Source organism: Streptomyces sp. NPDC033136 (genome assembly GCF_055578235.1).
On the sequence record NZ_JBVIPD010000019.1, the window covers coordinates 125,474 to 150,705 of the forward strand.

A 25,232-nucleotide genomic window follows, 5' to 3' on the forward strand; every position below is an offset into this window, starting at 1 on the left:
TGGGGGACCTCGTCCCCCAGGCCCGCCTGTTCGTCTCGGGCCGTCCCCCGGGTCGTGCACCCCTCCCCAAATCCCGCGATCGCCGAAGGCGTCCGCGGGTGTCCCTATGAACCTTGGGAGCAGGCCCACATGACCCAGCAGTCACTCGAGCCGACGACCGCAGCCGACGACGCGGGCGAAGGCAACCGCGTCCCGGCCGGCGGGTCGTGGCTCGACCGGTACTTCCACATATCCCACAGAGGGTCCACGGTCGCGCGTGAAGTGCGCGGCGGCATCACGACCTTCATGGCGATGGCGTACATCCTCCTGCTCAACCCCCTGATCCTGTCCGGCAAGGACGCGGCCGGGGCCACGCTCGGCCAGCAGGCCGTGATCACCGCGACCGCGTTCGCGGCGGCCCTCACCACGCTGCTGATGGGCTTCTTCGGCAAGGTGCCGCTCGCCCTCGCCGCCGGCCTCTCCGTCTCCGGCGTGCTCGCCTCGCAGGTGGTCCCCCAGATGACCTGGCCGCAGGCCATGGGCATGTGCGTGATGTACGGCGTGGTCATCATGCTGCTGGTCGTCACCGGCCTGCGCGAGATGATCATGGATGCGATCCCGCTCGCGCTCAAGCACGCGATCACCATGGGCATCGGCCTGTTCGTCGCCCTGATCGGCTTCTACAAGGCCGGTTTCGTCCACCAGGGCGAGGCGACCCCGGTCACCCTCGGCCCGGCCGGCGAACTCGCCGGCTGGCCCGTCCTGCTCTTCGCGGCCACCCTCCTCGCGATCTTCATGCTGCAGGCGCGCGGCGTTCCCGGCGCGATCCTGATCGGCATCGCCGGCGGCACCGTGCTCGCCGTCGTCCTCAACGCACTCGACGTCATCGATCCGAAGCAGTGGGCCGGCGGTGCCCCCGAACTGCACGGCGGTGCCGTCTCCCTGCCCGACTTCTCGGCCTTCGGCGACGTCGAGTTCGGCGGCTGGGGCGACGTCGGTGTGATGACGGTCGGCATGATCGTGTTCACCCTCGTGCTCGCCGGGTTCTTCGACGCCATGGCGACGATCATCGGCGTCGGCACGGAGGCCGGGCTGGCCGACGAGAAGGGCCGGATGCCGGGCCTGTCCAAGGCGCTGTTCATCGACGGCGCGGGCGGGGCGATCGGCGGCGTGTCCGGCGCCTCGGGCCAGACGGTGTTCGTGGAGTCGGCGACGGGCGTGGGCGAGGGTGCCCGCACGGGTCTCTCCTCGGTCGTCACCGGCCTGTTCTTCGCGGCCTGCCTGTTCTTCACCCCGCTGACGGCGATCGTGCCCGGCGAGGTCGCGGCAGCGGCCCTGGTGGTGATCGGCGCCATGATGATGATGAACGCGCGGCACGTGGACTGGTCGGACCGGGCGACCGCGATCCCGGTGTTCCTCACCGTCGTGATCATGCCGTTCACCTACTCGATCACCGCGGGCGTCGCCGCCGGTGTCGTCTCGTACGTCGCCATCAAGGCCGCTCAGGGCACGGTGCGCGAGATCGGCGCCTTCATGTGGATCCTCACGGCGGTGTTCGTGGTCTTCTTCGCCCTCAACCCCCTGGAGAGCTGGATGGGCGTGCACTAGCCGGCTCGGCAACCGCCCTCCGCACGAACGCTGTTAAGGAGACCGACAGATGCTGGACATCGCCGAGGAGCTGAACCGGTGGGTCGGGCAGGGCCGTGACTTCGCCGTGGCCACCGTGGTGGCCGTCGGCGGCAGCGCGCCCCGCCTGCCCGGGGCCGCGCTCGCGGTGGACACCGACGGCACCGCGATCGGCTCGGTCTCCGGCGGCTGCGTGGAGGGCGCGGTCTACGAACTGTGCGCACAGGCGCTGCGGGACGGCGAGACCGTCCTGGAACGCTTCGGATACAGCGACGACGACGCCTTCGCCGTGGGCCTGACCTGCGGCGGTGTCATCGACATCCTGGTCACCCCGGTGCGGGCCGCCGATCCGGTCCGGCCGGTGATCGCGTCCGCGCTCACCGCCGCCGCCCGTGGGGAGGCGGCGGCGGTGGCGCGGATCGTGTCCGGCCCGCGCGAACTGACGGGCCGGGCCCTGCTGGTCCGCCCCGACGGCTCCCACACCGGCGGCTTCGGCGCCCACCCGGAGCTGGACCGCACGGTCGCCGCCGAGGCGGGCGCCTTCCTGGACGCCGGCCGCACCGGCACCCTGGAGATCGGGGAGCAGGGCTCTCGCTGCGGAGCACCGCTCACGGTCCTGGTCGAGTCCTCGGTCCCGGCGCCCCGCATGATCGTGTTCGGCGCCATCGACTTCGCCTCCGCCCTGGTCCGCGTCGGCACGTTCCTCGGCTACCACGTCACGGTGTGCGACGCGCGCCCCGTCTTCGCGACCCGGGCGCGTTTCCCGGAGGCCGACGAGGTCGTCGTCGACTGGCCCCACCGGTACCTGGAGCACACGGACGTCGACGGCCGCACGGTCCTGTGCGTCCTGACCCACGACGCCAAGTTCGACGTGCCCCTGCTGGAACTGGCGCTGCGGCTGCCGGTGGCGTACGTCGGTGCCATGGGCTCCCGGCGCACCCACCTGGACCGCACCGCACGCCTGCGCGAAGCCGGCGTCACCGAGCTGGAGCTGAGCCGGCTGCGCTCGCCGATCGGCCTGGACCTCGGGGCCCGTACGCCCGAGGAGACGGCCCTGTCGATCGCATCGGAGATCGTCGCCGCCCGGCGCGGCGGCAGCGGCGTCCCGCTGACCGGTGCCCACACGCCGATCCACCACGAGCCGGAGCCGAAGACCGTGGGGCGGATCGGGTCGGTGGCCTGAGGAACCGTCAGGCCACCGGCCTCCCACGGCTCCTCGAAGGCCACACGGGCGCGTTCCCCGCCGACCGCGTTCCCCGGGGTCACGCGCGCCGGAGCAGGCGATTCAGCGCGCGCCCGAACACGTACCGCGAGGAGCGCCGCACCACACCGTCGAAGACGGACGGCACGAACCGGACCCGGATCTCCTCCCGCCACACCACACGGGTACGCCCGCCCGGCCCCGGCCGCACCTCGAGCTCCGCCCACCCCAGGACGACGCGCCCCCTCTTCTCCAGCCGGCACCTTCCCGGGCCCCCGTCCTGCGGCGGCTGCCACACCGTGACCTCCATCGGGTCGTCGAAGGCCAGCGGCCCGGCGCCCGAGCGGGCCACGACGAGCGTGCCCGCGCGGGTCGCCCCGGGCGGCACCACCCGCACCACCGTCAACGGCACGGCCTCGCCGTGCCGCGGCCACCGCGTGATCCGCCGCCACGCCTCGTCGAGAGGCAGCGGGACTGTGCGTTCGAGCAGGAAATTCGCCACCCTCCGATCGTAGGGAACCCGCCGGGAGCCATCGGAACACCCGCCACGGCTCCGCCTGCCCCGGTGCCGGCAGCTGCGGCAGCGTCACCAAGACAAGGCCCCGTTCCTCTTGGCCGGAGAACAAACGCCGAGACTGTACACAGCATGTATATATGTGGTGTATAGCGTGCCCGGCTGTCCCCGGCTGTCCCCGGCCGGACCGGCCGGGTGTTTGGGAGGGCCGTACCGCGGCACTCGCCTGCACCTGACGTCCCCGCGCCGCCGGAGGGAGGGCCGCCCGCATGACCGCGTACGCCGTCGTGATCCCCACCCTCGTCCGGGACTCCCTCGCCGACTGTCTCGCGGCGCTCGCCGCCGCGACCGGGCCGCGCCCCGAGGAGATCGTCCTCGTCGACGACCGGCCCGACCCCGAACCAGGACCGCTGGACCACCCGTTGAGCGTTCTCGGTGATCTCCGGGAGCGCACCACCGTGCTGGGCGGCGGCGGTCGTGGGCCCGCCGCCGCCCGCAACACCGGCCTGCGCGCCGTCACCGCGCCGTGGACCGTGTTCCTCGACGACGACGTCCAGGTCGGCCCCCACTGGTGCGACCAACTGGCCGGGGACCTCGCCGAGGCACCCCCCGACGTCGCGGGGATCCAGGGCGTCATCGCCGTGCCCCTGCCCGGCGAGCGCCGCCCCACCGACTGGGAACGCGGCACCGCCGGGCTCGCCCGCGCCCACTGGACCGCCGCCGACATGGCCTACCGCACGGAGGTCCTCCAGCAGGTCGGCGGCTTCGATGAACGCTTCCGGCGCGCCTTCCGCGAGGACGCCGACCTCGCCCTGCGCGTCCTCGGCTCGGGCCTGCGCATCCGGCAGGGCCGCCGCACCACCCGGCACCCCGTACGGCCCGCCGCCTCCCGCTGGGTGTCGGTACGCCAGCAGCGCGGCAACGCCGACGACGCCCTGATGCGGCAACTGCACGGCCCCGACTGGTGGGACAAGGCCGTCGCACCGCGCGGGCGGATCCGCGCCCACGCGGCGATCACCACGGCGGGTGTCGCCGCGTGCGCCCTCGCCGCCGCCGGGCGCCCCCGGGGCGCGGCGGCCTGCGCGCTCGGCTGGGCCGCCGGTACCGCCGAGTTCGCCCGCACCCGCATCGCCCCGGGCCCGCGCACCCGCCACGAGGTGACGACCGTGCTGGCGACCAGCGTGCTCATCCCGCCCGCCGCCACCTGGCACCGGATCTCCGGCGCCTGGCGCCACCGCCACACCCCCGCATGGCAGGAGGAGATGACCCCGTGAGCCCGGTGAAGGCCGTGCTGTTCGACCGCGACAGCACGCTCGTCGAGGACGTCCCCCACAACGCCGACCCCGACCGCGTACGCCCCCACGACGGCGCCCGCGAGGCCCTCGCCCTGCTGCGCGCACGCGGCATCCGCACCGGCGTCGTCACACAGCAGCCCGGTGTCGCGCGCGGGCTGCTCACCGACGCCGACGTGCGCCGCGTCAACCACCGGATGGACGAACTCCTCGGCCCCTTCGACGTGTTCGCCGTCTGCCCGCACGGCCCCGACGACGGCTGTCACTGCCGTCCACCCCAGCCCGGCATGCTGCTGTGGGCGGCCGGGCGCGTCTGCACCGGACCCACCGGCCTCGTCGTCATCACCGGACGCGGCGCCGACGCGGAGGCCGCGAGCCGGGCGGGCGCCCACGGCATCCTCGTCCCGAACGGGCGGACCCGCCCCGAGGAGTCCGCGCACGCGGACCACGTCGCCCCAGACCTGCTGACCGCCGTCCGCGCGCTGCCGGACGGACCGCCGAAGGGCAGGGTCCTCGCCGACGAACGCCCCATCCAGCAGGCGTTCACGACCGGCCCCGGAGCGGGCGGACGCGCGTGACGGCCGCCGACACGCCGGACCGTCGGCAGCGCTGAGGGCGGCCGGGCGAGGCGCCCCCGGGCGGCACCCGATGAGCGGGTCAGCGGCGGCGAACGCGCCGCCCGTACGGCAGGCTGCTGGCATGACATCGGGCACGGTGCCGGAACCCGCACACCCCCGCCTCCTCGTCCTGCGCGCCCTCGGTCTCGGCGACCTCCTGGCCGGCGTCCCCGCGCTGCGCGCCCTGCGGAGAGCCCACCCGGGGCACGAGCTGGTGCTGGCCGCGCCCGCCGGCCTGGCTCCGGTCGCGGAGGCGACAGGGGCCGTGGACCGGCTGCTGCCCGCTTCCGCGCCCGGCCGGGCCGTGCCCCGCACGCTCGACTGGAGCGGCCCGCCACCGGACGTCGCCGTCGACCTGCATGGCAACGGACCCCCCAGTCACCGGCTGCTCATGGGACTGCGCCCGCGCAAGCTGCTGGCCTTCGCCCACCCCGGCCTGCCCGAGATCGACGGCCCGCCCTGGTACGCGTGGGAGCACGAGCGCGACCGCTGGTGCCGGCTGCTGCGGGCCTATGGCATCGACGCCGACCCGGCCGACCTGTGCCTGCCCCGTCCGCGCACCGCCTCCCCGGCACCCGGCGCGGTCGTCCTGCACCCCGGCGCCGGGTCACCGGCCCGCTGCTGGCCCGTCGAGCGGTACGCGGCCGTCACCGCCGCACTGCGCGCCCGGGGCCTGCGGGTCGTCGTGACCGGCGGCGCGGACGAGGACGACCTCGTGGCCCGACTCGCCAAGCAGGCCGGCCTGCCCGACACCGACGTGTTCGCCGGCGGCCTGCCCTTCGGCCGGCTGGCCGCGCTCGTCGCCGACGCGTCCGTCGTGATCAGCGGCGACACCGGCATCGCCCACCTCGCGTACGCCTACGCCACCCGCACCGTCACGCTCTTCGGCCCGGTCGCGCCGAGCCGCTGGGGCCCGCCGCCCGGCACACGCCACCGCGCGCTGTGGTACGGCCCCGAGGGCGACCCGCACGGCCGCACTCCCGACCCCGCGCTCCTGCGCATCACCCCCGACGACGTCCTGCGCGCCGTGGACGCACTGCCCGGCGCCCGGCCCGCGTGAGGGGAGGGCCTCCACCGCGGCGGAGTCGGGGAACGCGGACGCCGGCGCTCAGCTCCCGCGCCGCCGGCACATCAGCCGGAACAGGGCGAACAGCGTAAGGGGCCACAGAGCGGCGAACGCCCAGATCACCCCCGGCTCGGAGGTGACGACCCCGGCCACCATCAGGCCGGTCGACACCGCGAACAGGACCGCCACGGTCCGGACACGGGGGCGGTAGGCGGCCAGGCGGGCCAGGAGGTGAGCGGGTTCGGGGAGGCGGCTCAGCCGCAGGGTTCGCAGCCGGCGGTCGAGGCGGCGGTCGCGGCGCAGGGCGCGCTCCATCTCCTCGAGGATGCGCTGCTCGTGATCGGGAAGTCGGCCGATGGACACGCTCTCTCCTTCCGGACGGGCCGGACCGTCACTCCTCCCGGGGGAGTGCGGCGGGGAAAGTACAGCGACGGATGTTCCAGCGGGTGCCCCATGGCTTCCCGGAGCTAACCGGCCACCGGCCGGGCCAGCGCATCGAGGAGCCGGTCCGCGCTGTCCGGCACGGTGCCCTCCCGGAACCCGTCGCGGATCTGCCGCGCGGTCACCCGGCCGCCGGTCAGACACCAGTCCCACCAGCGGTCCAGCTGCCGCACGTCCAGCCGCTCGGCGGGCACCAGCGCGGGCCAGCCGCAGGCGCGGGCCTGAGCGGTCAGCTTCGCGCCGCCCGCCACCGGGTCGACGGCCAGCACCGGGGTGCCGACCCGCAGGGCGATGACCAGCCCGTGCAGCCGGTCGGTGACGACCAGGTCCAGCCGGGCCAGCACCGACTGCAGCTGCGCGGGCGTGGCGCTCAGATGCCAGTCGTGCGTGTCGAGCCGGGTCTCCAGCTCCAGCCGGGCGCAGTCCTTCGTGGCCAGCCAGCGCGTCACCTCCTCGGCGACCTGCCCGTGCCGCCGCAGCCGCCCGTACTCCTCCTGCCCGTGCGCCAGGATCACCCCGACCACCGGCCGGGCGGGCACCTGAGGGGCGCGGGCCGCCAGGTCCTCCACCGGCTCGCTGTCGGGCCCGTCCCGGGGCAGCACCCGGTCAAAGCCGGTCACGGCCGTGCTGCCGGGGTCGATGACCGAGGTGCCGACCGCGATCCGCACACAGTGCGCGAACCGCCGGTGCAGCTCCTCGACCTGCGGCCCGTACAGCGGGCCGGACACGAACACCAGGTGGGTGTAGTCCTCGGGCCATAGCCGGTCCAGATGCAGTGCCTCCGGACGGAAGCGGGGATTCCAGGCGACGTCGTAGGGGATGCCGGTTCCCCGCAGCACGTCCTCCACCCGGCGCAGGGCCAGTACGTCCCCGGCGGTCGCCTCCCCGTCCCGGAAGCTGAACCACCCGGTCAGCAGAACTCTGCCCGGTCGCATCCGCTCATGTGTCTGCACATGCCCTGAGTGCCCGCCCACCGGGAAGACAATCAGGGCATTACGCGCATTTGAGTGGGTCAGAAGACAGGTGGGGCTCATGTACTCGTCAACGGTTTGAACGAGGGCGGCGCGCGAAGGGGCCGAAACGGTCGTCGACGTGAAAACCATGTTCAACTAGCATGGTGTGCCGACGGACGCACCGGTCGACGAGGAGTCCCGTGATGGGCGAAGCGGAGGAGGGTCCGGTCGCGGGGCGCGCCTCGACGCCGGGCCTGCGCAGCACCCGGCAGCGCCGGGCCGTGCTCGATGTCCTGGGCCGCTGCCGTGAGTTCGTCTCCGCGCAGGAACTGCACGCGCTGCTGGCCGGCTCCGGCAGCACCGTCGGGCTCACGACCGTCTATCGCACGTTGCGCGAACTGGACCGCGCCGGACTCGTCGACGTCGTGCGTGACGAGGGCGGCGAGCGGCTCTATCTGGGGCGGCCGGCCGGGGAGCACCGCCACCACCTCATCTGCCGCCGCTGCGGGCGCAGCCGGCCGGTGGACGCGGAGGCCGTCGAGGAGTGGGCCGCCCGGCTCGCCGAGGCCACGGGCTTCACGGAACTGCAGCACACCCTCGAACTGAGCGGCGTCTGCGGTCCGTGCGGGCCCCGGCCGGCCACCCCCTCCTGCCCACAGCCCCGCCCGGCCGGACGCTCAGCCGGAGAAGCGGGCCGTACCGGTCGGGACGCGTACGCCGAGCCGGGCGGTGAACTCGGCGCGCACCCGCTCCACGGCGGCCGGTGACAGCCCGGCGAGCATTCCGCGCGTGCCGCTGCCGGTGGCCAGGACCCAGGCGGTGTCCGGGGACAGCGGGGCGTCGAACCGCCGCCGGACGACCCGTGGTTCGCTTCCGCCGAGGTTCTTCAGCCAGGCCGCGAGGGTGCCGGCGGTGTCGATCCGGGCGAGTTGCTCCCGCTGCGGCGGACGGGGCAGGTCGCGCTCCGTCAGGACCGCGTCCCGGAGCGCCGACCGCCAGCCGTCGAGCGCGCCCTTCTCCCAGACCGTCACGACGAACCGGCCACCGGGACGCAGCATCCGGGTCAGCGCCGCGGCGTCCCGGTCCATGTCCGGGAAGAAGAACACGCCGAGCGCGCACTGCACGACGTCGTAGCCATCGCCGGGCACGGGCCACGAGGTGACGTCGTGGTGGTGGATGCGGATGTTCTCCAGGCCCTCGTCCCGCGCCCGGCGCTCACCGATCCTCAGCAGCCCGTCCGCCAGATCCACGGCGTCCACCCGCCCCGCCGCACCCACCGCCCGCGCGGCCGGCAGCGCCGACGCCCCGGCCCCGCAACAGGCGTCCAGCACGGACTCCCCGCCGGCCGTGGCCTCGCCGACCGGGTCCCACAGCGCCCCGGACCAGCGGTGGAACTCCTCCGCTCCCGCGCTGAAGACGCCTCCGACCGTGTTCTGTCCGGTGGTCATACGGCAGCCCGCCTCGTCTCGGCCGAGTCTAGGCAGGGGGCGCCGTCGGCGTGCGGCGATTTCCTCCAGCCCGGTGGCAGTGGGGAGTCCGGCGCACTGCGCGGGTCGGGAGACGGGGCGGTGGTGCTCCCGGGGATCACCTGGGTCGGCAGCACGAGGTGCCGCGCACGGTCCTGCGGGCGGTCATCGACGACTCCCTCGGCATGCTGGGCGCGGTGGGCGCACCGGCCACCTGGGGCCTGTCCGGCCACGACATCATGCGCCTGCGTGGTCAACCTCTCCACCGAGCCGTACGAACTGCTCGAGCACTCCGCGCTCCTGCTGGCCGACGGACCGGTCGAGGGCCGAGTGCCGGCACCGGACCGGGCGGTGTGGCTGGCGGTCTAGCAGCCCGTACCGGCGTCGCCCGGCCGTACGCTGGACGTATGGCTCGTACGGCGGATGAGGCGCCCGTCTCGCTCACGGTCCGGCCGTCGGTACGCGCCCTGGTGCCGCTGATCGGCGCGATGGGTTATGCCGAGGGACGGTTCGCGCACTCCGCGGAGCTGGCCCTGCCGACGGGCGGGTCGCAGTTGCTGGTCAACCTCGACGGGGACGCCCTGTCCTCCTCCCCGCTGCGAGGCGCGGACCGGCGTACCCGGGGCGCCGCCGTGCACGGGCCGTACACGGAGCCGGCACTGATCGACCCGGCGCAGCAGCGGGCCGTCGTGTGGGTGGCGTTCCGGCCCGCGGGCGTCCACCCCTTCCTGACCGCTCCGGTCTCCGCGGTCCGCGACGAGCTGGTCGTCCTGACCCGCGGGCGGCCCTCATCCGGACCGCACCACCGGTTCCTCCCCCGGCGAGGTCGCGTCCACCCTGCCGCCCGGGTGGCGCAGGGCGCACAGGAAGCCGAGACCCAGGGCGACGGCCATGCCGTAGAACACCCACTGGTTGGCCTCGGCGAAGTCCATGCGGATCGCGGACATCGCGTCCCGGGTCGCCTCGGCGGCGGGGCCCGTGCCGGTGGGCGGCCGGGAGTCGCCGTTGCCCGTGACCGACTCTGTGATGTCGCGGGCGACGGTGCTCGCGTCGTCGGCGGACATGCCCCGCGACTCCAGGGTGTTCATCACGTTGCCGGTCGTCACGTGGGTCAGGATCGTGCCGTAGACGGCCAGGCCCACGCTCGCCGCGTAGTTGCGCACGGTCTGGGTGATACCGGTGACCTCGCCGTACGAGGCGCCGATGGCCCGGTTGACGGCGTCCGTGGAGGCCGGCGCCAGGACGAAACCGATCCCGGCCCCGGCCAGGGCGGCGTAGGGCCACTGGTCGTGCATGGACAGGTCGGTGAGCTTGTTCGCCCACAGGGCGAATCCGACACAGCCCACGGCCGTGCCCAGTTTCAGGGCCGGGCGCGCCCCCTGCCTGTCGAGGATCCGGCCGCCCCACTGCGAGGCGATCGCGAAGCCCGCGAAGAAGTACAGCAGGAACAGGGCCGCCTGGTTCGGTGAGGCGCTCAGGGACACCTGGGCGTAGACCGAGCTGAAGAAGAACACCGGGACGAAGGCGAGCATCGAGAAGAACAGCACCGCCGCGTCCACGGTGAACGCCTTGTCCCGGAACACCCGCAGGTCGATCAGCGGATGCCGCACCCGGCGCTCGAAGCGGACGAATCCGGACAGCACCGTGAGACCGCCCGCGACGCACACCCAGGTCGCCCAGCTGTCCCAGCCCCAGGAGAACGCCTGCTGGAACCCGAGGACGCTCAGTCCCATGCCGACCACGATCAGGGCGGCGCCGCGGACGTCCAGGGTGCCGGACCGCCGCCGGTCGGGGACGCGCGCCATCGCGGTGAGGACCAACGCCACGATCGCCACGGGGACGTTGACCCAGAAGACGGCCCGCCAGGTCCACTCCGTGAGCCAGCCGCCCAGCAGCGGGCCGAGGGCGGTCAGCGCGCCGGTGACGCCGAAGAACAGGGCCAGGGCACGGCCGCGCCGCTCCACCGGGAACACCGCCACCACCACGGCGAGGGCCGCGGGGAAGAGCAGCGCCGCCCCCAGCCCCTGGGTGGCGCGGAACACGGTCAGCCAGGTCTGCGCGGCGCCCCCCTCGGGGACACAGCCGCACAGCACCGACGAGATGACGAACACCAGCGTGCCCGACACGACGACCCGGCGCGGCCCGTAGAGGTCCGCCAGGCGCCCGCCGAGGGCGAAGAACGCCGCGAGGGACAGCAGGTAGGCGTTGATCACCCACTGCATGCCGGAGGACGACAGATCCAGTTCGCGGACGATGTCGGGGGCCGCGATGGACACGATCGTCTGGTCGATGAAGGTCATGGCGACGGCGAACATCATCGCCGCCAGCGCCACGGTCTGCTGCGGCGCGGTTCGGGAGGGGGACGCGGTCCCGCGCCCCGGGCGCGTATCGCTCACAGCCTCAGTCTGCACCCCGTCTTCCCCGGACGCATCACCGGACTCATGCGTCCCGGGCGGCACACGGATACCCCCGAACGCGCTCCAAGGCAACCCCCCGGGCGTGTGAGGACAGCCTCTCCGGCCATGTGACCACGGCCCGCCCCGTACTCGGCGTCGAGCGTGCAGGATGCGGGCACCAAGCAGTGCAGGCACCGGAACGACGAGGAGAGGCAGACGATGGTCCCAGCGGAACCTGAACCCCAGCGGATCGGCGTACCCGCCGAGTCCACTGCGGGCGAGACCAGGGTGGCGGCCACGCCGGCCACCGTGGGGAGACTTGTCGCGCTCGGGTACGACGTGGTGGTCGAACCGGGAGCGGGGGCCTCGTCCCGCTTCTCCGACGCGGCCTACGAGGAGGCGGGAGCCCGGCTCGGCGACCCGTGGCAGGCGGAGGTCCTGCTCAAGGTCAACGGCCCCTCCAGCGAGGAGATCGGCCGGCTGCGCGACGGGGCGACCCTGATCGCGCTGATCAGCCCCGCCCTCAACCCCGAACTGGTCGAGGAACTGGCACGGCGTCCGGTCACCGTGCTGGCCATGGACGCCGTCCCGCGCATCTCGCGCGCCCAGTCCCTGGACGTCCTCAGCTCGATGGCGAACATCGCCGGATACCGGGCCGTCGTCGAGGCCGCGCACGCCTTCGGCCGCTTCTTCACCGGCCAGGTGACGGCCGCCGGCAAGGTGCCGCCCGCCAAGGTGCTGGTGGCCGGCGCCGGCGTGGCCGGGCTCGCGGCGATCGGCGCGGCCCGCAGCCTCGGCGCCGTGGTCCGCGCCACCGACCCCCGGCCCGAGGTCGCCGAGCAGGTGCGCTCCCTGGGCGGGGAGTTCCTCATGGTGGGCGTCGAGCAGGAGGCGAGCACCGACGGCTACGCCAAGGCCACCTCGGACGACTACAACCGGCTCGCCGCGCAGCTCTACGCCGAGCAGGCCGCCGACGTCGACATCGTCATCACCACCGCGCTCATCCCGGGGCGCCCCGCGCCGAGGCTGATCACCGCCGAGGACGTGGCGCGCATGAAGCCCGGCAGCGTGATCGTCGACATGGCCGCGGCCCAGGGCGGCAACGTCGAGGGCACGGTCGCCGGAAAGGCCGTCGTCACCGACAACGACGTGACGATCATCGGCTACACCGACCTGCCCGGCCGGCTCCCCGCCCAGGCCTCGCAGCTGTACGGCACCAACCTCGTCAACCTGATGAAGCTGCTCACCCCCGGCAAGGACGGCCGGCTCGTCCTGGACTTCGACGACGTGGTCCAGCGCTCCATGACCGTGGTCCGCGACGGCGAGAAGACCTGGCCGCCGCCCCCGGTCCAGGTATCCGCCGCACCCGCCCCGAGCGCGGCGAAGGAGCCGGAACCGGTGGCCCCTTCCGAGGCCCGGACGAAGGCCGCCCGCCCGGCCTGGTCCTCGTACGCCCTGGTCGCCGCCGGAGCGCTCGCGCTGTTCCTGGTGACGGCCTTCTCACCGAGTGAACTCCTCGGCCACTTCACGGTGTTCGTCCTGGCGATCGTCATCGGCTTCTACGTCATCGGCAACGTGCACCACGCGCTGCACACCCCGCTGATGTCGGTCACCAACGCCATCTCCGGCATCGTCGTCGTCGGTGCGCTGCTGCAGATCGGGCACGGGAACACCGCCGTCACCGTGCTGTCGTTCGCCGCGATCCTGCTGGCGACCATCAACATCTTCGGCGGATTCGCCGTGACCCGCCGCATGCTCGGCATGTTCTCGAAGGGCTGATCAGGGATGACCACAGACACGGCCGCCCAGGCCGCCTACGTCGTCGCCGCGCTGCTGTTCATCCTCAGCCTCGCCGGCCTCTCCCAGCACAAGACGTCCCGTTCGGGGGTCGTCTGGGGCATCGCGGGCATGGTCGTCGCCCTGGCCGCCACCGTCGGTCTCGCCTCCCGCAGCATCACCGCCACCGGGCTCGTGCTGATCGCCGTCGCCACGGCCGTCGGCGCCGGCATCGGACTGTGGCGGGCCCGGGTCGTCGAGATGACGGGCATGCCGGAGCTGATCGCCATCATGCACAGCCTCGTCGGCCTCGCCGCCGCGTTCGTCGGCTGGAACGGCTACCTGGACGTCGACGCCGAGCTCTCCGGTTCGCTGCTGGCCATCCATCACGCCGAGGTGTTCATCGGGGTGTTCATCGGCGCCGTCACCTTCACCGGTTCCGTCGTCGCGTACCTGAAGCTCTCGGCGCGCATCAACTCCCGCCCGCTCACGCTGCCGGGCAAGCACGTCCTCAACGTGGGCGCGCTCGTCGCGTTCGTCGCGCTGACGGGGGCGTTCGTCGCACGGCCCGGCATGGGCCTGCTCATCGCCGTCACCGTGATCGCCCTCGCTCTCGGCGCGCACCTGGTCGCCTCCATCGGCGGCGGTGACATGCCGGTGGTCGTCTCCATGCTCAACAGCTACTCCGGCTGGGCGGCGGCGGCTTCGGGCTTCCTGCTCGCCAACAACCTGCTCATCGTCACCGGCGCGCTGGTCGGCTCCTCCGGTGCCTACCTGTCGTACATCATGTGCAAGGCGATGAACCGCTCCTTCCTCTCGGTCATCGCGGGTGGCTTCGGAACCCCGGCCGCCGCCGCCGACGACGGCGAGCAGGGCGAGCACCGGGAGATCAACGCCGAGGAGACCGCCGAACTGCTCCGCGACGCCACCTCGGTGATCATCACGCCGGGCTACGGCATGGCCGTCGCCCAGGCCCAGTACCCGGTCGCCGAACTGGCCCGCAAGCTGCGCGAGCGGGGCGTCGAGGTGCGCTTCGGCATCCATCCCGTCGCCGGCCGGCTGCCCGGGCACATGAACGTGCTGCTCGCCGAGGCGAACGTGCCGTACGACATCGTCCTGGAGATGGACGAGATCAACGACGACTTCGCCGCCACCTCGGTCGTCCTGGTCATCGGCGCCAACGACACCGTCAACCCGGCCGCCACCGACAACCCGGCCAGCCCCATCGCGGGCATGCCGGTGCTGCACGTGTGGGAGGCCGCCCACGTGGTCGTCTTCAAGCGGTCCATGGCCGCCGGTTACGCGGGCGTGCAGAACCCGCTGTTCTTCCGGGAGAACACGCAGATGCTCTTCGGCGACGCCAAGCAGCGCGTGGAGGACATCCTGCGCGGCCTCGACGCCCTCGACGCGCCGGTCCCGGAGATGGCCGGCACGTCCCGCTGAACAGCGGGCGGCCGCTACGCGGCAGGCCCCGGGCACGACGAAAGGCCGGCTCGACGGTGTCGAGCCGGCCTTTCGTCGTGCTGTGGCAACTGGTCAGTCCGTGCCGGACTCCATCGCCGCGCGGTCCAGCCACGCGTCCTCCTCCGAGACCTCGCCGCGGGAGGCGATGGCCTGGGCGCCGCCCTGCGGCAGCTCCGGCATGGTGCCGATCAGCCCGGTCGCGGCGGCCTGGGAGGCGCCGATGGTGGGGCTGCCGGTGCCGATCAGGCCGATGCCGGCGTACTGCTCCAGCTTGGCGCGGGAGTCGGCGATGTCGAGGTTGCGCATGGTGAGCTGGCCGATCCGGTCGACCGGACCGAAAGCGGAGTCCTCGGTGCGCTCCATGGACAGCTTGTCCGGGTGGTAGCTGAACGCCGGGCCCGTGGTGTCGAGGATCGAGTAGTCCTCACCGCGCCGCAGCCGCAGCGTCACCTCGCCGGTGACGGCCGCGCCGACCCAGCGCTGCAGCGACTCGCGGATCATCAGCGCCTGCGGGTCCAGCCAGCGGCCCTCGTACATCAGCCGGCCCAGCCGCCGCCCCTCGGTGTGGTACTGGGCGAGGGTGTCCTCGTTGTGGATGGCGTTGACGAGGCGCTCGTAGGCCGCGTGCAGCAGGGCCATGCCGGGCGCCTCGTAGATGCCGCGGCTCTTGGCCTCGATGATCCGGTTCTCGATCTGGTCCGACATGCCCAGGCCGTGCCGGCCGCCGATGGCGTTGGCCTCCATCACCAGGTCGACGGGGGAGGGGAACTCCTTGCCGTTGATCGTCACGGGGCGGCCCTGGTCGAAGCCGATCGTCACGTCCTCGGTGGCGATCTCGACCTCGGGGTCCCAGAACCGCACGCCCATGATCGGCTCGACGGTCTCCACGCCGGTGTCCAGGTGCTCCAGGGTTTTCGCCTCGTGGGTGGCGCCCCAGATGTTGGCGTCGGTGGAGTACGCCTTCTCCGTGCTGTCGCGGTAGGGCAGCCCGTGGGCGAGCAGCCACTCCGACATCTCCTTGCGGCCGCCGAGCTCGGTCACGAAGGCCGCGTCCAGCCAGGGCTTGTAGATCCGCAGGTGTGGGTTGGCGAGCAGGCCGTAGCGGTAGAACCGCTCGATGTCGTTGCCCTTGAAGGTCGAGCCGTCGCCCCAGATCTGGACGTCGTCCTCGAGCATCGCCCGGACCAGCAGCGTGCCGGTGACCGCGCGGCCGAGCGGGGTGGTGTTGAAGTACGCCCGCCCGCCCGAGCGAATGTGGAACGCCCCGCAGGTCAGCGCGGCCAGGCCTTCCTCGACCAGGGCCGCACGGCAGTCGACCAGACGCGCGATCTCGGCGCCGTAGGTCTGGGCACGGCCGGGCACCGAGGCGATGTCGGGCTCGTCGTACTGGCCGATGTCGGCGGTGTAGGTGCATGGCACGGCGCCCTTGTCGCGCATCCACGCGACCGCGACGGAGGTGTCGAGGCCGCCCGAGAAGGCGATGCCGACGCGCTCGCCGGCGGGCAGGGAGGTGAGGACCTTGGACATAGAAAGAGTATGTATCACTTTGCATAGTCATGCAAGCCGGATATGCGGAATCGCCGTTCCGGTTGTCCTCCGGTTCAGGAACCCGCCGCCTCGGAGCCGCTGCCGAGCGCGCCGAGGATCCGCTCGGCGGCCAGCGTCGGCGTCAGCTCGCCCTCCCTGACCCGCTGCTCCAGCACCGGCGCCAGCGCCCGCACCGCCGGATCGGCGTGCAGGCGGCCGAGGAGTTCGTCGCGGACCATGGTCCAGGTCCAGTCGACCTGCTGGTCCCGGCGCTTGGCGGTGAGACGGCCGGTGGAGTCCAGCAGGGTGCGGTGCTGTTCCAGGCGCTCCCACACCGTGTCCAGACCCGCCGACTCGCGGGCGCTGCAGCTCAGCACGGGCGGTGTCCAGAACGCGTCCTTGCCGTGCATCAGCCGCAGCGCGCCCGCCAGTTCCCGCGCGGCGGCACGGGCGTCGCGCTCGTGCGGGCCGTCCGCCTTGTTCACGGCGATCACGTCGGCCAGCTCCAGGACGCCCTTCTTGATGCCCTGCAACTGGTCGCCCGTGCGGGCGAGGGTGAGCAGCAGGAAGGAGTCGACCATGTTCGCGACGGCGGTCTCGGACTGGCCGACGCCGACCGTCTCGACCAGGACCACGTCGTAACCGGCCGCCTCCATCACCACGATCGACTCACGCGTGGCCTTGGCGACCCCGCCGAGCGTGCCGGCGGTGGGGGAGGGGCGCACGAACGCCGCCGGGTCCACCGCCAGGCGTTCCATCCGGGTCTTGTCACCCAGGATCGAGCCGCCCGTACGGCTGGAGGACGGGTCGACGGCCAGCACCGCCACCCGGTGCCCGAGCGACGTCAGCAGCGTGCCGAACGCGTCGATGAACGTCGACTTGCCGACGCCGGGCACCCCGCTGACCCCGATCCGCCGGGCCCGGCCGCTGTGCGGCAGCAGCGCGGTCAGCAACTCCTGGGCCAGTACCCGGTGCTGGGGCCGGGTCGACTCGACGAGCGTGATGGCGCGGGCGACGATCGCCCGCTTCCCGTCGAGCACGCCCTTCACAAACGCGTCGACATCGATCACAGCTCGTGCCCGAGGCCGTCCGACAGTCGCTTCACCAGGTCGTACGCCGCGTCCGGGATCACCGTCCCCGGCGGGAAGACCGCCGCCGCGCCCATCTGAAGCAGCGTCGGCACGTCCTGCGGCGGGATCACCCCGCCCACCACGACCATGATGTCCTCGCGCCCCTCCTCGGCCAGCGCCTCGCGCAGCGCCGGAACGAGGGTGAGGTGACCGGCCGCCAGCGACGAGACGCCGACGATGTGCACGTCCGCCTCGACGGCCTGCCGGGCCACCTCGGCGGGCGTCTGGAACAGCGGGCCGACGTCCACGTCGAAGCCGAGGTCGGCGAAGGCGGTGGCGATCACCTTCTGGCCGCGGTCGTGGCCGTCCTGGCCCATCTTCGCGACCAGGATGCGCGGCCGGCGGCCCTCGGCCTCCTCGAAGCCGGACACGAGCGTGCGGGTGCGATCCACGGACGGGGACTCTCCGGCTTCGTTGCGGTACACGCCGGTGATGGTACGGATCTGGCTCGCGTGCCGCCCGTACACCTTCTCCAGGGCGTCGGAGATCTCACCGACGGTGGCCTTGGCGCGGGCCGCGTGCACCGCCAGCTCCAGCAGGTTGCCCTCGCCCCCGGCGGCCCGGGTCAGCGCGTCCAGCGCGTCCCGGCAGACCGTCTCGTCCCGCTCCGCCCGCAGCCGCCGCAGCTTCTCGATCTGCTGCGTCCGCACCGAGGAGTTGTCGACCTTGAGGACGTCGATCTGCTCGTCGGTCTCGACGCGGTACTTGTTGACGCCGATGACCGGCTGCCGGCCCGAGTCGATCCGGGCCTGTGTGCGGGCCGCGGCCTCCTCGATGCGCAGCTTGGGGATGCCCGCGTCGATGGCCTTGGCCATGCCGCCCGCGGCCTCGACCTCCTGGATGTGCTGCCAGGCCCGCCGGGCGAGGTCGTACGTCAGCTTCTCCACGTACGCGCTGCCGCCCCACGGGTCGATCACGCGGTTCGTGCCGGACTCCTGCTGGAGCAGCAGCTGCGTGTTGCGGGCGATGCGCGCCGAGAAGTCGGTCGGCAGGGCGAGCGCTTCGTCGAGGGCGTTGGTGTGCAGCGACTGCGTGTGTCCCTGCGTCGCCGCCATCGCCTCGACGCAGGTGCGCGTCACGTTGTTGAACACGTCCTGCGCGGTCAGCGACCAGCCCGAGGTCTGCGAATGGGTGCGCAGGGAGAGGGACTTGGCGTTCTGCGGATCGAACTGCCGCACCAGCTTCGCCCACAGCAGGCGCGCCGCCCGCAGCTTGGCGACCTCCATGAAGAAGTTCATGCCGATCGCCCAGAAGAACGACAGCCGCGGCGCGAACGCGTCCACGTCCAGGCCCGCTTCACGGCCCGCCCGGATGTACTCCACGCCGTCCGCGAGCGTGTACGCCAGCTCCAGGTCGGCCGTCGCGCCCGCCTCCTGGATGTGGTAGCCGGAGATGGAGATGGAGTTGTAGCGCGGCATCCGCTGCGAGGTGAAGGCGAAGATGTCGGAGATGATCCGCATCGACGGCTTCGGCGGATAGATGTAGGTGTTGCGGACCATGAACTCCTTGAGGATGTCGTTCTGGATGGTCCCGGCCAGCATCGCAGGCGGCACGCCCTGTTCCTCGGCGGCGACGATGTACAGCGCCAGCACCGGCAGCACGGCACCGTTCATCGTCATCGACACGGTCATCCTGTCCAGCGGGATCCCGTCGAACAGCTGCCGCATGTCGTAGATCGAGTCGATGGCCACGCCCGCCATGCCGACGTCACCGGTGACGCGCGGGTGGTCACTGTCGTAGCCCCGGTGCGTGGGCAGGTCGAAGGCGACCGACAGACCCTTCTGCCCGGCCGCGAGGTTGCGCCGGTAGAAGGCGTTGGACTCCTCGGCCGTGGAGAAGCCGGCGTACTGGCGGATCGTCCAGGGCTGGTTGACGTACATCGTCGGGTACGGGCCGCGCAGATACGGCGCCGCGCCCGGGCGCGTGTCCAGGAAGTCCAGGCCCTCCAGGTCACGGCCGGTGTACAGCGGCTTGACCGCGATGCCCTCCGGGGTCTCCCACAGCAGGTCGTCCCCGCCGGAGGCGTTCTTGAGCGCCGAGCGCCACTCGTCGGGGGTGCCGTCGGCGGCCGGGGTGCCCAGCTCGATCCCGGAGAAGTCGGGGACGGACGGGCCGGAAGGGGCGGTCATCAGGACACTCCCATGCGGTCGAGGGTCGCGGACAGCACGGCCACGGCGTCGCAGCCCGCGAAGACGTACGCGTCGACACCGGGGTACTCCCCGGGCCGCCCGGCGAGGAACACGTGCGAGGCGCCGGCCGACCGCAGTCCGGCGGCCGCCTCCGCCGCCCGCTCCTCGTACAGGGCGTCGCTGGAGCACAGCACGGCCTCCGCCGCGCCGCTCTCCTCGAACGTGCCCTCGGTGACCGGCTCGATGCCGCCGGCCTGGAAGAGGTTCGAGGCGAAGGTGAGGCGTGCGGTGTGGGCGGCGGCCGGGCCGAGCGCGGCGAGATAGATCCGTGGCCGGGCGCCGGTCGCGGTGAGGTGGGCGTCGGAGCGGGCGCGCAGCGTCTCGTACGCCTCGTCACGGCGTACGCGCGGCAGCCCGCCGGACGGCTGCCCGGGCGCGTCCGCACGGACGACCGGCTTCTCCGCCAGGTACGGGAACTCGCTGACACCGGTGACGGGTTCGCGGCGCTTGGCCAGCCTGCCGGTGCGGGCCTGCCAGGTCTCGGCGAGGTCCCGCGCGAGGTCCCCGGACCGCAGGGCGGCCGCCATGCCGCCGAGCCGCTCGATCCGCTGGAAGAACTCCCAGCCGGCGTGGGCGAGTTCGTCGGTGAGCCGCTCGACGTACCAGGAGCCGCCCGCCGGGTCGATGACCCGGGCCAGATGCGACTCCTCGATGAGGATCGTCGAGGTGTTGCGGGCGATGCGGCGCGCGAACGCGTCCGGCAGCCCGAGGGCGTGGTCGAAGGGCAGCACGGTGACCGCGTCGGCGCCGCCCGCCCCGGCGGCCAGGGTGGCGATCGTCGTGCGCAGCATGTTCACCCACGGGTCGCGGCGCGTCATCATGACCGGCGACGTCACGACGTGCTGGAGCTGCGCCCCCGCGCGCGGGGCGCCGCAGACCTCGGCCACCCTCGCCCACAGCCGGCGCGCGGCCCGCAGCTTGGCGATCGTCAGGAACTGGTCGGCGGTCGCGGCGTACCGGAACTCCAGCTGTCCACAGGCCTGTTCGACGCTCAGCCCGGCCCGGGTGAGCTCCCGCAGATACGCCACCGCGGTGGCCAGCGAGCAACCCAGCTCCTGGGCGGCCGAACCACCGGCCTCGTGGTACGGCAGCGCGTCCGCGGTCAGCGCCCGCAGCCCCGGGTACTCCTCGGCGCACAGGCGGGCGAGTTCCGCGACCGGTGCCACGTCACCCGACTGCCCGGTACGGGCCTCGTACCCGAGCGGATCCGCGCCCAGGTTCCCGCGCGCCGCGTCCCGGGCGACGCCCCGCTCCTCGTACAGCCGCAGCAACTCCCGTGCGGCGGGCTCGGCATCACGCCCCGCGTCGAGGACGACGGCGGCCAGATCGAGATAGACACCGTCGAGGACCCGGCCGAGCTCCGGCACCGGGATGCCGCCGCCCCCGACCGTCAGCCAGACGGACGTGACACCGTTCTCCAGGTCCGCGAGCACCGCGTCGCGGTCGGCCGCCGTGTGCCGCTGCCGTACGTCCCAGCCGCCGACCGTGTTCCCCTCGGCACGGCCGCCGCGCACAAAGGGGGCGAACCCGGGGAGGCCAGGCTCGGGGGCGGAGTCACGGGCGGTGTAGAGGGGGCGGGTGCGCAACCCGTCCTCCAACGCGGTGGACAGGGCTTCCTCGGCCTCGGCGCCCTCGACGTCCTTGCCCGATTTGCGCAGCACACCCGCCACAAGGCGCTGCCACTGCTCATGGGGCACGTCAGGGAACTCGCCGGCCAGTTCAAGCCCGTCGTCAGGCAGGACCGTCATGCTCGGATGCTAGGTCACGGACACGAACGAGCAGCAGAGGTCACGGCTGTGACCTTTCCCTCGCCCTGACTGTGACCTCGCTCTCCCCGCCCGCAGGGGGGTGGTGCCGCCGCGTTTCCGACGGTTCCCGGTGCGCTGCGGAGGCGGGCACGTGGCGCCCGGTTCGAGCGGATGCGAGGAGAGTACGGGACGCGGCCGCTCGACTGCGTGGTGGCGGCCGGAGCGTCCAGCGCTGCCGGACGTGCCAGGCGGAGCCGTTCGCGCGCAGGGGGCCGGGCCGCGGGGCCGGCCGCGCGGCGCGAGGAGGCGCCGGCGGGCCGCCGTCCCCAGCCGCCGTCCCCCGCACGAGCCCCCGCCCTCACGGTGCTGCCCGCCCCACCCCGGCCGGGCCCGTCGTACTCCACCCGGGCCAGGTCATCCGGCCGGGCCGCCGACGTGGACCGCCGTCGGCCGTGCCGTTTGCCTTCCCCTGCCGGTGGGGACTCGGCCGGACATGAGCACCATGCCACGCCGCCGCCTGATGCGGCAGAACCGGATTCTGCGGCTGCTGGACCGCCTGGAGCGCGAGCCCGGGGCCGACGCGGTGATCGATACCCTGCGCAAACGCGTGCGGGCCCTGCCGCTGGGACGGGGCCGGGACCTGCTGCACGGCCGGTGGCTGGGGCATCCGGTGCACCCGCTGATGGTGCAGGTGCCGGTCGGCAGCTGGCTGTCGGCGGCGGTCCTCGACCTGCGGCCCGGCCGTTCCCGCGCGTCGCGGCTGCTGGTCGGGGTCGGGCTGGCCACCGCGGGTCCCGCGGCCCTCGCGGGCTGGGTCGACTGGGCTGAACTGCACCGTCAGCAGCAGCGCGTCGGGCTGGTGCACGCCCTGTCCAACATCGCCGCCGTCGGCCTGTACGCGACGTCGCTCGCCTACCGCGTCAAGGGACGCGAGGCGGCGGGCCGGGCCTACGGTTTCCTGGGGCTGACAGCGGTCGGAGCCGGCGGCATGCTCGGTGGCCACCTGGCCTACCGGCAGGCGTCCGGCGCCAACCACGCCGAAGAGGTCCCGCACGTCGTCTCGGCGGGCTGGCACCGCGTCGGAGCCGTGGACGAGTTCCCGGCCGGCGAGCCGGTGCGGCGCAGCGTGGACGACGTGCCGGTGCTGGTGGTGCGCGAGACCGGCGGGGAGATCCACGCGCTGGCCGAGCGGTGCAGCCACCTCGCGGGACCGCTCGCCGAGGGCACCGTCGCCGACGGATGCGTCCAGTGCCCGTGGCACGGCAGCGTCTTCCGTCTCTCCGACGGCTGGAACGTACGCGGCCCGGCCACCGCGCCCCAGCCCTCCTTCGAGACGCGGATCACCGACGGCCAGGTCGAGGTGCGCCTGCGCCACCAGAACGGCGGGCAGGCTGCGGAGCGGGACCGGGAGCCGGCCGTTCAGACGAGCGGAACGCGCTCGGATCCCGCACACGGCCGCGACGGCAGGGGCTGACAGCCGCCCGGCGCGACGCCCGCGCGGGCAGCTCCGGCGCACCCCACCGCCGTACGCCGCGCCGGTGGACGGGACGACCCGCGCCTGACCCTGCCACGGAACCCACCACGAGCACGCGGCCCCGTCACCGCAGCACGGCGTCCGCCAGCGCTCCGCCGAGCAGGGCCGCGGCCAGCCCGGCGACGACGCTGAGGATCACGTTGGCCGCGGCGACCCGCCCCGCGCCCGTCTCGGCCAGCCGGACGGTCTCGAAGGAGAAGGTGGAGTAGGTGCTCAGCGACGCGCACAGACCCGGGCCGATCAGGTGCTGGAGGGCGGTCGGCACGGTCGTGGCGGTGGCGGCGCCGGTGAGGAAGCCGAGCGCGGAGCAGGCGGCGAGGTTCACGGTGAAGGTGCCCCAGGGGAAGAGCCTGTCGTGCCGGGCCTGGACCGCGCGGTCGGTCAGGTAGCGCAGGGGCGCGCCGACCATGGCGCCGGCGATGATCATGAGCCAGTTCACGTGTCGTCCCCCGTCCTGGCCGGGCGCGGCAGGGCGACCAGCCGGGTGAGCCCGGCCCCGGCCCACACGGCGAGCAGCGCGGCCGCGAGAGTGGCGGTGAGGTGGAGCAGCGCGGTGGCGGCGCGGCCGTGGTCGAGGAGGCCGGTGGTGTCGACGGCGTAGGTGGAGAACGTGGTGTAGCCGCCGAGGACGCCGGTGCCGAGGAACGGCCGGACCAGGGGGTGGGCGGTGGTCCGCTCGGTGATCAGCACCATCAGGACGCCCATGGCGGCGCTGCCGCTGACGTTGACCCAGAACGTGGTCCACGGGAAGGTGCCCGGGCCCGTAGGCCAGAGCAGGGTGGCGCCGTAGCGGGCGCAGGCCCCGAGGGCACCCCCGACGGCGACGGCGAAGAGGATCTCGGCCTGCCGGCGCCTCGGGCCGGGGGCCTTCCGTGGGGGCCACGGGTCCACGGCGGTGTCCGGGTGGACGGGCTCCGCCGCCCAGCCGGCGACCGGCGCGGTGGGTTCGGGGTGGTCGGGGTGCACGGCGTTCAGGCTCCTACCTGATCGGCTCGGACCGCGTGCGGGCACGCGGGAAGGTCAGGTAGGGACCGTTGGCGACCGTCGTGGTCACGGTTGGGTACGGCGGGCCCCACCGCCGTGTCGCCACCGGGGGGTGACAGCGCGTCCAGGATACCGGCCGCCTGGTGACCCACCCCGGGGAGGGCGGCGCAGGGCCGCCGAGGAGGAACGGAAGCGGCAGGAGGAGGACCGCGAAATGCGGGAAGAGAACCGACGGCGGACGACGACTGACGCCCCGCCGCCGGTGTGGGGGGCCCGGGCCCGGGTATGCGTACGGCGGCAATTCCGCCGAACTCCTACGAAAGAGCCCCGCATGGTCATCCCGCTTATGAAGCAGGCGGTGGATGGGCCGGGCGTGCCCGAGCGGGCCCCCCTGAGATTCGGCGCGGTCTGGGCCGAGGACGCTGCCTGCTCGTTCGAGGCGCGCCGGGTCCTGCACGCTCTCCTCGCCCACGCCCCGCGTACCGGCCGTACCCCCGTGCCGCCCCCGCCGGCCATCGACGCAGAGCTGGTCGTCAGCGAGCTGATCACCAACGCGATCCGGCACGCTCCCGGCCCCTGCGGGATGATCCTGCAGATGTCCGACGAGGAACTGGCCATCACCGTGTGGGACACCTCGGCCCGGATTCCCGTGGTGAGAGAGCAGGACCGGTACCGCTTCGGCGGGCACGGCATGCACGTCGTGCACACGGTCAGCAGCAGGGTCGCCGTCGCTCCCCACGCCGTGGGCAAGCACATCACCGCGTACCTGCGCCTGGCCTCCGGCGGCGGCACCGGCGGGTCGGGCACCGTCCGTGCCGGTCCCGCCGCCTGAGGGCGGGGCCGGCGCCCGGTCCGAGGAACGACCGTTCGGCGACGGCGACGGCGACGGCGGCGACGGCTTGGGCGCCTCCCGCCCGCCTGAACGTTCGACCCGCCCGACGAGAACCGCCCGACGAGAACCGGCCGAGCCCGGCCCCCGAGGCCGGAGCCATCCCCCTCCGGAGCCGCGGCCCGCCAGCCCGCCACGGGAACTCGGGCCCGCAGCGGCAGTCGCGGCCAGAACCCGGAGTCCGCGTACGACATCCGCTTCGGCGCCGTACGGACGTAGGCGGCGCGCCGTCCGTGGCCGCCCGGCTGGACGGCCGGACCCGGACGGTGGCCCGGACGGCGACATGGAGAGGGGGGGGGGGGGGGGGGGGGGGGGGGGGGGGGGGGGGGGGGGGGGAGGAAGGGGGGGGGGGGGGGGAGGGGGGGGGGGGGTGGGGGAGGTGAAGGAGCGGTCATCGTAGAACGTGATCTCCACCGGGATGACCCAGCCAAGCTGCGAAT

21 protein-coding genes and 1 pseudogene are annotated in these 25,232 nt (G+C 73.5%); 11 read left to right on the forward strand and 11 right to left on the reverse strand.

The annotated features are described in order from the left end of the window. Positions 1-129: 129 nt before the first annotated feature. Both ACZ5TL_RS29090 and ACZ5TL_RS29095 read left to right on the forward strand, forming a co-directional pair. Positions 130-1,587 (forward strand): NCS2 family permease, encoded by a 1,458-nt coding sequence (locus tag ACZ5TL_RS29090; protein WP_468593494.1) that lies wholly within the window; start codon positions 130-132, stop codon positions 1,585-1,587. Between the two features lie 49 nt (positions 1,588-1,636). Next, positions 1,637-2,788, forward strand: a complete 1,152-nt coding sequence (locus ACZ5TL_RS29095; RefSeq protein WP_468593495.1) for an XdhC family protein — start codon at positions 1,637-1,639, stop codon at positions 2,786-2,788. 79 nt (positions 2,789-2,867) lie between these two features. Here the strand turns inward: ACZ5TL_RS29095 and ACZ5TL_RS29100 are convergent, their stop codons facing one another. Continuing rightward, complete coding sequence (locus tag ACZ5TL_RS29100) at positions 2,868-3,308, reverse strand: SRPBCC family protein (RefSeq protein WP_468593496.1); 441 nt, start codon at positions 3,306-3,308, stop codon at positions 2,868-2,870. A 281-nt stretch (positions 3,309-3,589) separates the two neighbouring features. Between ACZ5TL_RS29100 and ACZ5TL_RS29105 the strand changes: the two genes are divergently transcribed. From ACZ5TL_RS29105 to ACZ5TL_RS29115, 3 genes are all read left to right on the forward strand, one after another. Continuing rightward, positions 3,590-4,594 (forward strand): glycosyltransferase family 2 protein, encoded by a 1,005-nt coding sequence (locus tag ACZ5TL_RS29105; RefSeq protein WP_468593497.1) that lies wholly within the window; start codon positions 3,590-3,592, stop codon positions 4,592-4,594. After that, on the forward strand, positions 4,591-5,190 hold the full coding sequence (locus ACZ5TL_RS29110; RefSeq protein ID WP_468593498.1) for a D-glycero-alpha-D-manno-heptose-1,7-bisphosphate 7-phosphatase: 600 nt from the start codon (positions 4,591-4,593) through the stop codon (positions 5,188-5,190). Before ACZ5TL_RS29105 ends, ACZ5TL_RS29110 begins: the two co-directional genes overlap by 4 nt. 121 nt (positions 5,191-5,311) lie before the next feature. After that, complete coding sequence (locus ACZ5TL_RS29115; RefSeq protein WP_468593499.1) at positions 5,312-6,289, forward strand: glycosyltransferase family 9 protein; 978 nt, start codon at positions 5,312-5,314, stop codon at positions 6,287-6,289. A gap of 48 nt (positions 6,290-6,337) precedes the next feature. Here the strand turns inward: ACZ5TL_RS29115 and ACZ5TL_RS29120 are convergent, their stop codons facing one another. Together ACZ5TL_RS29120 and ACZ5TL_RS29125 are read right to left on the reverse strand one after the other, a co-directional pair. Continuing rightward, positions 6,338-6,658, reverse strand: coding sequence for a DUF3040 domain-containing protein (locus ACZ5TL_RS29120; RefSeq protein ID WP_468593500.1), 321 nt, complete (start codon positions 6,656-6,658; stop codon positions 6,338-6,340). A gap of 104 nt (positions 6,659-6,762) precedes the next feature. Then, the gene (locus tag ACZ5TL_RS29125; protein ID WP_468593501.1) at positions 6,763-7,671 is read right to left on the reverse strand and encodes a polysaccharide pyruvyl transferase family protein; all 909 of its coding nucleotides are present in this window, start codon (positions 7,669-7,671) and stop codon (positions 6,763-6,765) included. Positions 7,672-7,892: 221 nt separating this feature from the next. Between ACZ5TL_RS29125 and ACZ5TL_RS29130 the strand changes: the two genes are divergently transcribed. After that, positions 7,893-8,456 (forward strand): Fur family transcriptional regulator, encoded by a 564-nt coding sequence (locus ACZ5TL_RS29130; RefSeq protein ID WP_468593502.1) that lies wholly within the window; start codon positions 7,893-7,895, stop codon positions 8,454-8,456. On the opposite strand, the gene ACZ5TL_RS29135 is transcribed toward ACZ5TL_RS29130, so the two are convergent. Next, positions 8,367-9,137 carry a class I SAM-dependent methyltransferase gene (locus ACZ5TL_RS29135; protein WP_468593503.1) on the reverse strand — a complete coding sequence of 257 codons (771 nt, stop codon included), beginning with the start codon at positions 9,135-9,137 and terminating at the stop codon, positions 8,367-8,369. The two genes, ACZ5TL_RS29130 and ACZ5TL_RS29135, sit on opposite strands and share 90 nt — an antisense overlap. A gap of 506 nt (positions 9,138-9,643) precedes the next feature. Between ACZ5TL_RS29135 and ACZ5TL_RS29140 the strand changes: the two are divergent. Beyond that, positions 9,644-9,907 (forward strand): annotated as a pseudogene (locus ACZ5TL_RS29140) (DUF6597 domain-containing transcriptional factor); the annotation flags it as partial. A gap of 36 nt (positions 9,908-9,943) precedes the next feature. On the opposite strand, the gene ACZ5TL_RS29145 reads toward ACZ5TL_RS29140, so the two are convergent. Further along, a complete protein-coding gene (locus tag ACZ5TL_RS29145; RefSeq protein WP_468593530.1) occupies positions 9,944-11,473 on the reverse strand; it encodes an MFS transporter in 1,530 nt (509 codons plus the stop codon). 297 nt (positions 11,474-11,770) lie between these two features. Between ACZ5TL_RS29145 and ACZ5TL_RS29150 the strand changes: the two genes are divergently transcribed. Both ACZ5TL_RS29150 and pntB read left to right on the forward strand, forming a co-directional pair. Beyond that, positions 11,771-13,330 (forward strand): Re/Si-specific NAD(P)(+) transhydrogenase subunit alpha, encoded by a 1,560-nt coding sequence (locus ACZ5TL_RS29150; protein ID WP_468593504.1) that lies wholly within the window; start codon positions 11,771-11,773, stop codon positions 13,328-13,330. Positions 13,331-13,336: 6 nt separating this feature from the next. Beyond that, a complete protein-coding gene (gene pntB, locus ACZ5TL_RS29155; RefSeq protein WP_468593505.1) occupies positions 13,337-14,770 on the forward strand; it encodes a Re/Si-specific NAD(P)(+) transhydrogenase subunit beta in 1,434 nt (477 codons plus the stop codon). Positions 14,771-14,863: 93 nt separating this feature from the next. Here the strand turns inward: pntB and argG are convergent, their stop codons facing one another. The 4 genes from argG to ACZ5TL_RS29175 form a co-directional block, all read right to left on the reverse strand. Continuing rightward, the gene (argG, locus tag ACZ5TL_RS29160; protein ID WP_468593506.1) at positions 14,864-16,318 is read right to left on the reverse strand and encodes an argininosuccinate synthase; all 1,455 of its coding nucleotides are present in this window, start codon (positions 16,316-16,318) and stop codon (positions 14,864-14,866) included. A gap of 74 nt (positions 16,319-16,392) precedes the next feature. Next, positions 16,393-17,388 carry a methylmalonyl Co-A mutase-associated GTPase MeaB gene (meaB, locus tag ACZ5TL_RS29165; protein WP_468593507.1) on the reverse strand — a complete coding sequence of 332 codons (996 nt, stop codon included), beginning with the start codon at positions 17,386-17,388 and terminating at the stop codon, positions 16,393-16,395. Then, complete coding sequence (scpA, locus tag ACZ5TL_RS29170) at positions 17,385-19,577, reverse strand: methylmalonyl-CoA mutase (protein WP_468593508.1); 2,193 nt, start codon at positions 19,575-19,577, stop codon at positions 17,385-17,387. The genes meaB and scpA overlap by 4 nt, the downstream gene beginning before the upstream one ends. Continuing rightward, positions 19,577-21,385, reverse strand: coding sequence for a methylmalonyl-CoA mutase family protein (locus tag ACZ5TL_RS29175; protein ID WP_468593509.1), 1,809 nt, complete (start codon positions 21,383-21,385; stop codon positions 19,577-19,579). The genes scpA and ACZ5TL_RS29175 overlap by 1 nt, the downstream gene beginning before the upstream one ends. A gap of 520 nt (positions 21,386-21,905) precedes the next feature. On the opposite strand from ACZ5TL_RS29175, the gene ACZ5TL_RS29180 reads away from it, so the two are divergent. Continuing rightward, positions 21,906-22,859 carry a Rieske (2Fe-2S) protein gene (locus tag ACZ5TL_RS29180; protein WP_468593531.1) on the forward strand — a complete coding sequence of 318 codons (954 nt, stop codon included), beginning with the start codon at positions 21,906-21,908 and terminating at the stop codon, positions 22,857-22,859. 124 nt (positions 22,860-22,983) lie between these two features. Here ACZ5TL_RS29180 and ACZ5TL_RS29185 read toward each other — a convergent pair whose 3' ends face one another. Further along, positions 22,984-23,358 carry a fluoride efflux transporter FluC gene (locus ACZ5TL_RS29185; protein ID WP_468593510.1) on the reverse strand — a complete coding sequence of 125 codons (375 nt, stop codon included), beginning with the start codon at positions 23,356-23,358 and terminating at the stop codon, positions 22,984-22,986. Beyond that, complete coding sequence (gene crcB / locus ACZ5TL_RS29190; RefSeq protein WP_468593511.1) at positions 23,355-23,885, reverse strand: fluoride efflux transporter CrcB; 531 nt, start codon at positions 23,883-23,885, stop codon at positions 23,355-23,357. The genes ACZ5TL_RS29185 and crcB overlap by 4 nt, the downstream gene beginning before the upstream one ends. 349 nt (positions 23,886-24,234) lie before the next feature. On the opposite strand from crcB, the gene ACZ5TL_RS29195 reads away from it, so the two are divergent. Further along, on the forward strand, positions 24,235-24,735 hold the full coding sequence (locus tag ACZ5TL_RS29195) for an ATP-binding protein (RefSeq protein ID WP_468593513.1): 501 nt from the start codon (positions 24,235-24,237) through the stop codon (positions 24,733-24,735). Positions 24,736-25,232 lie beyond the last annotated feature (497 nt).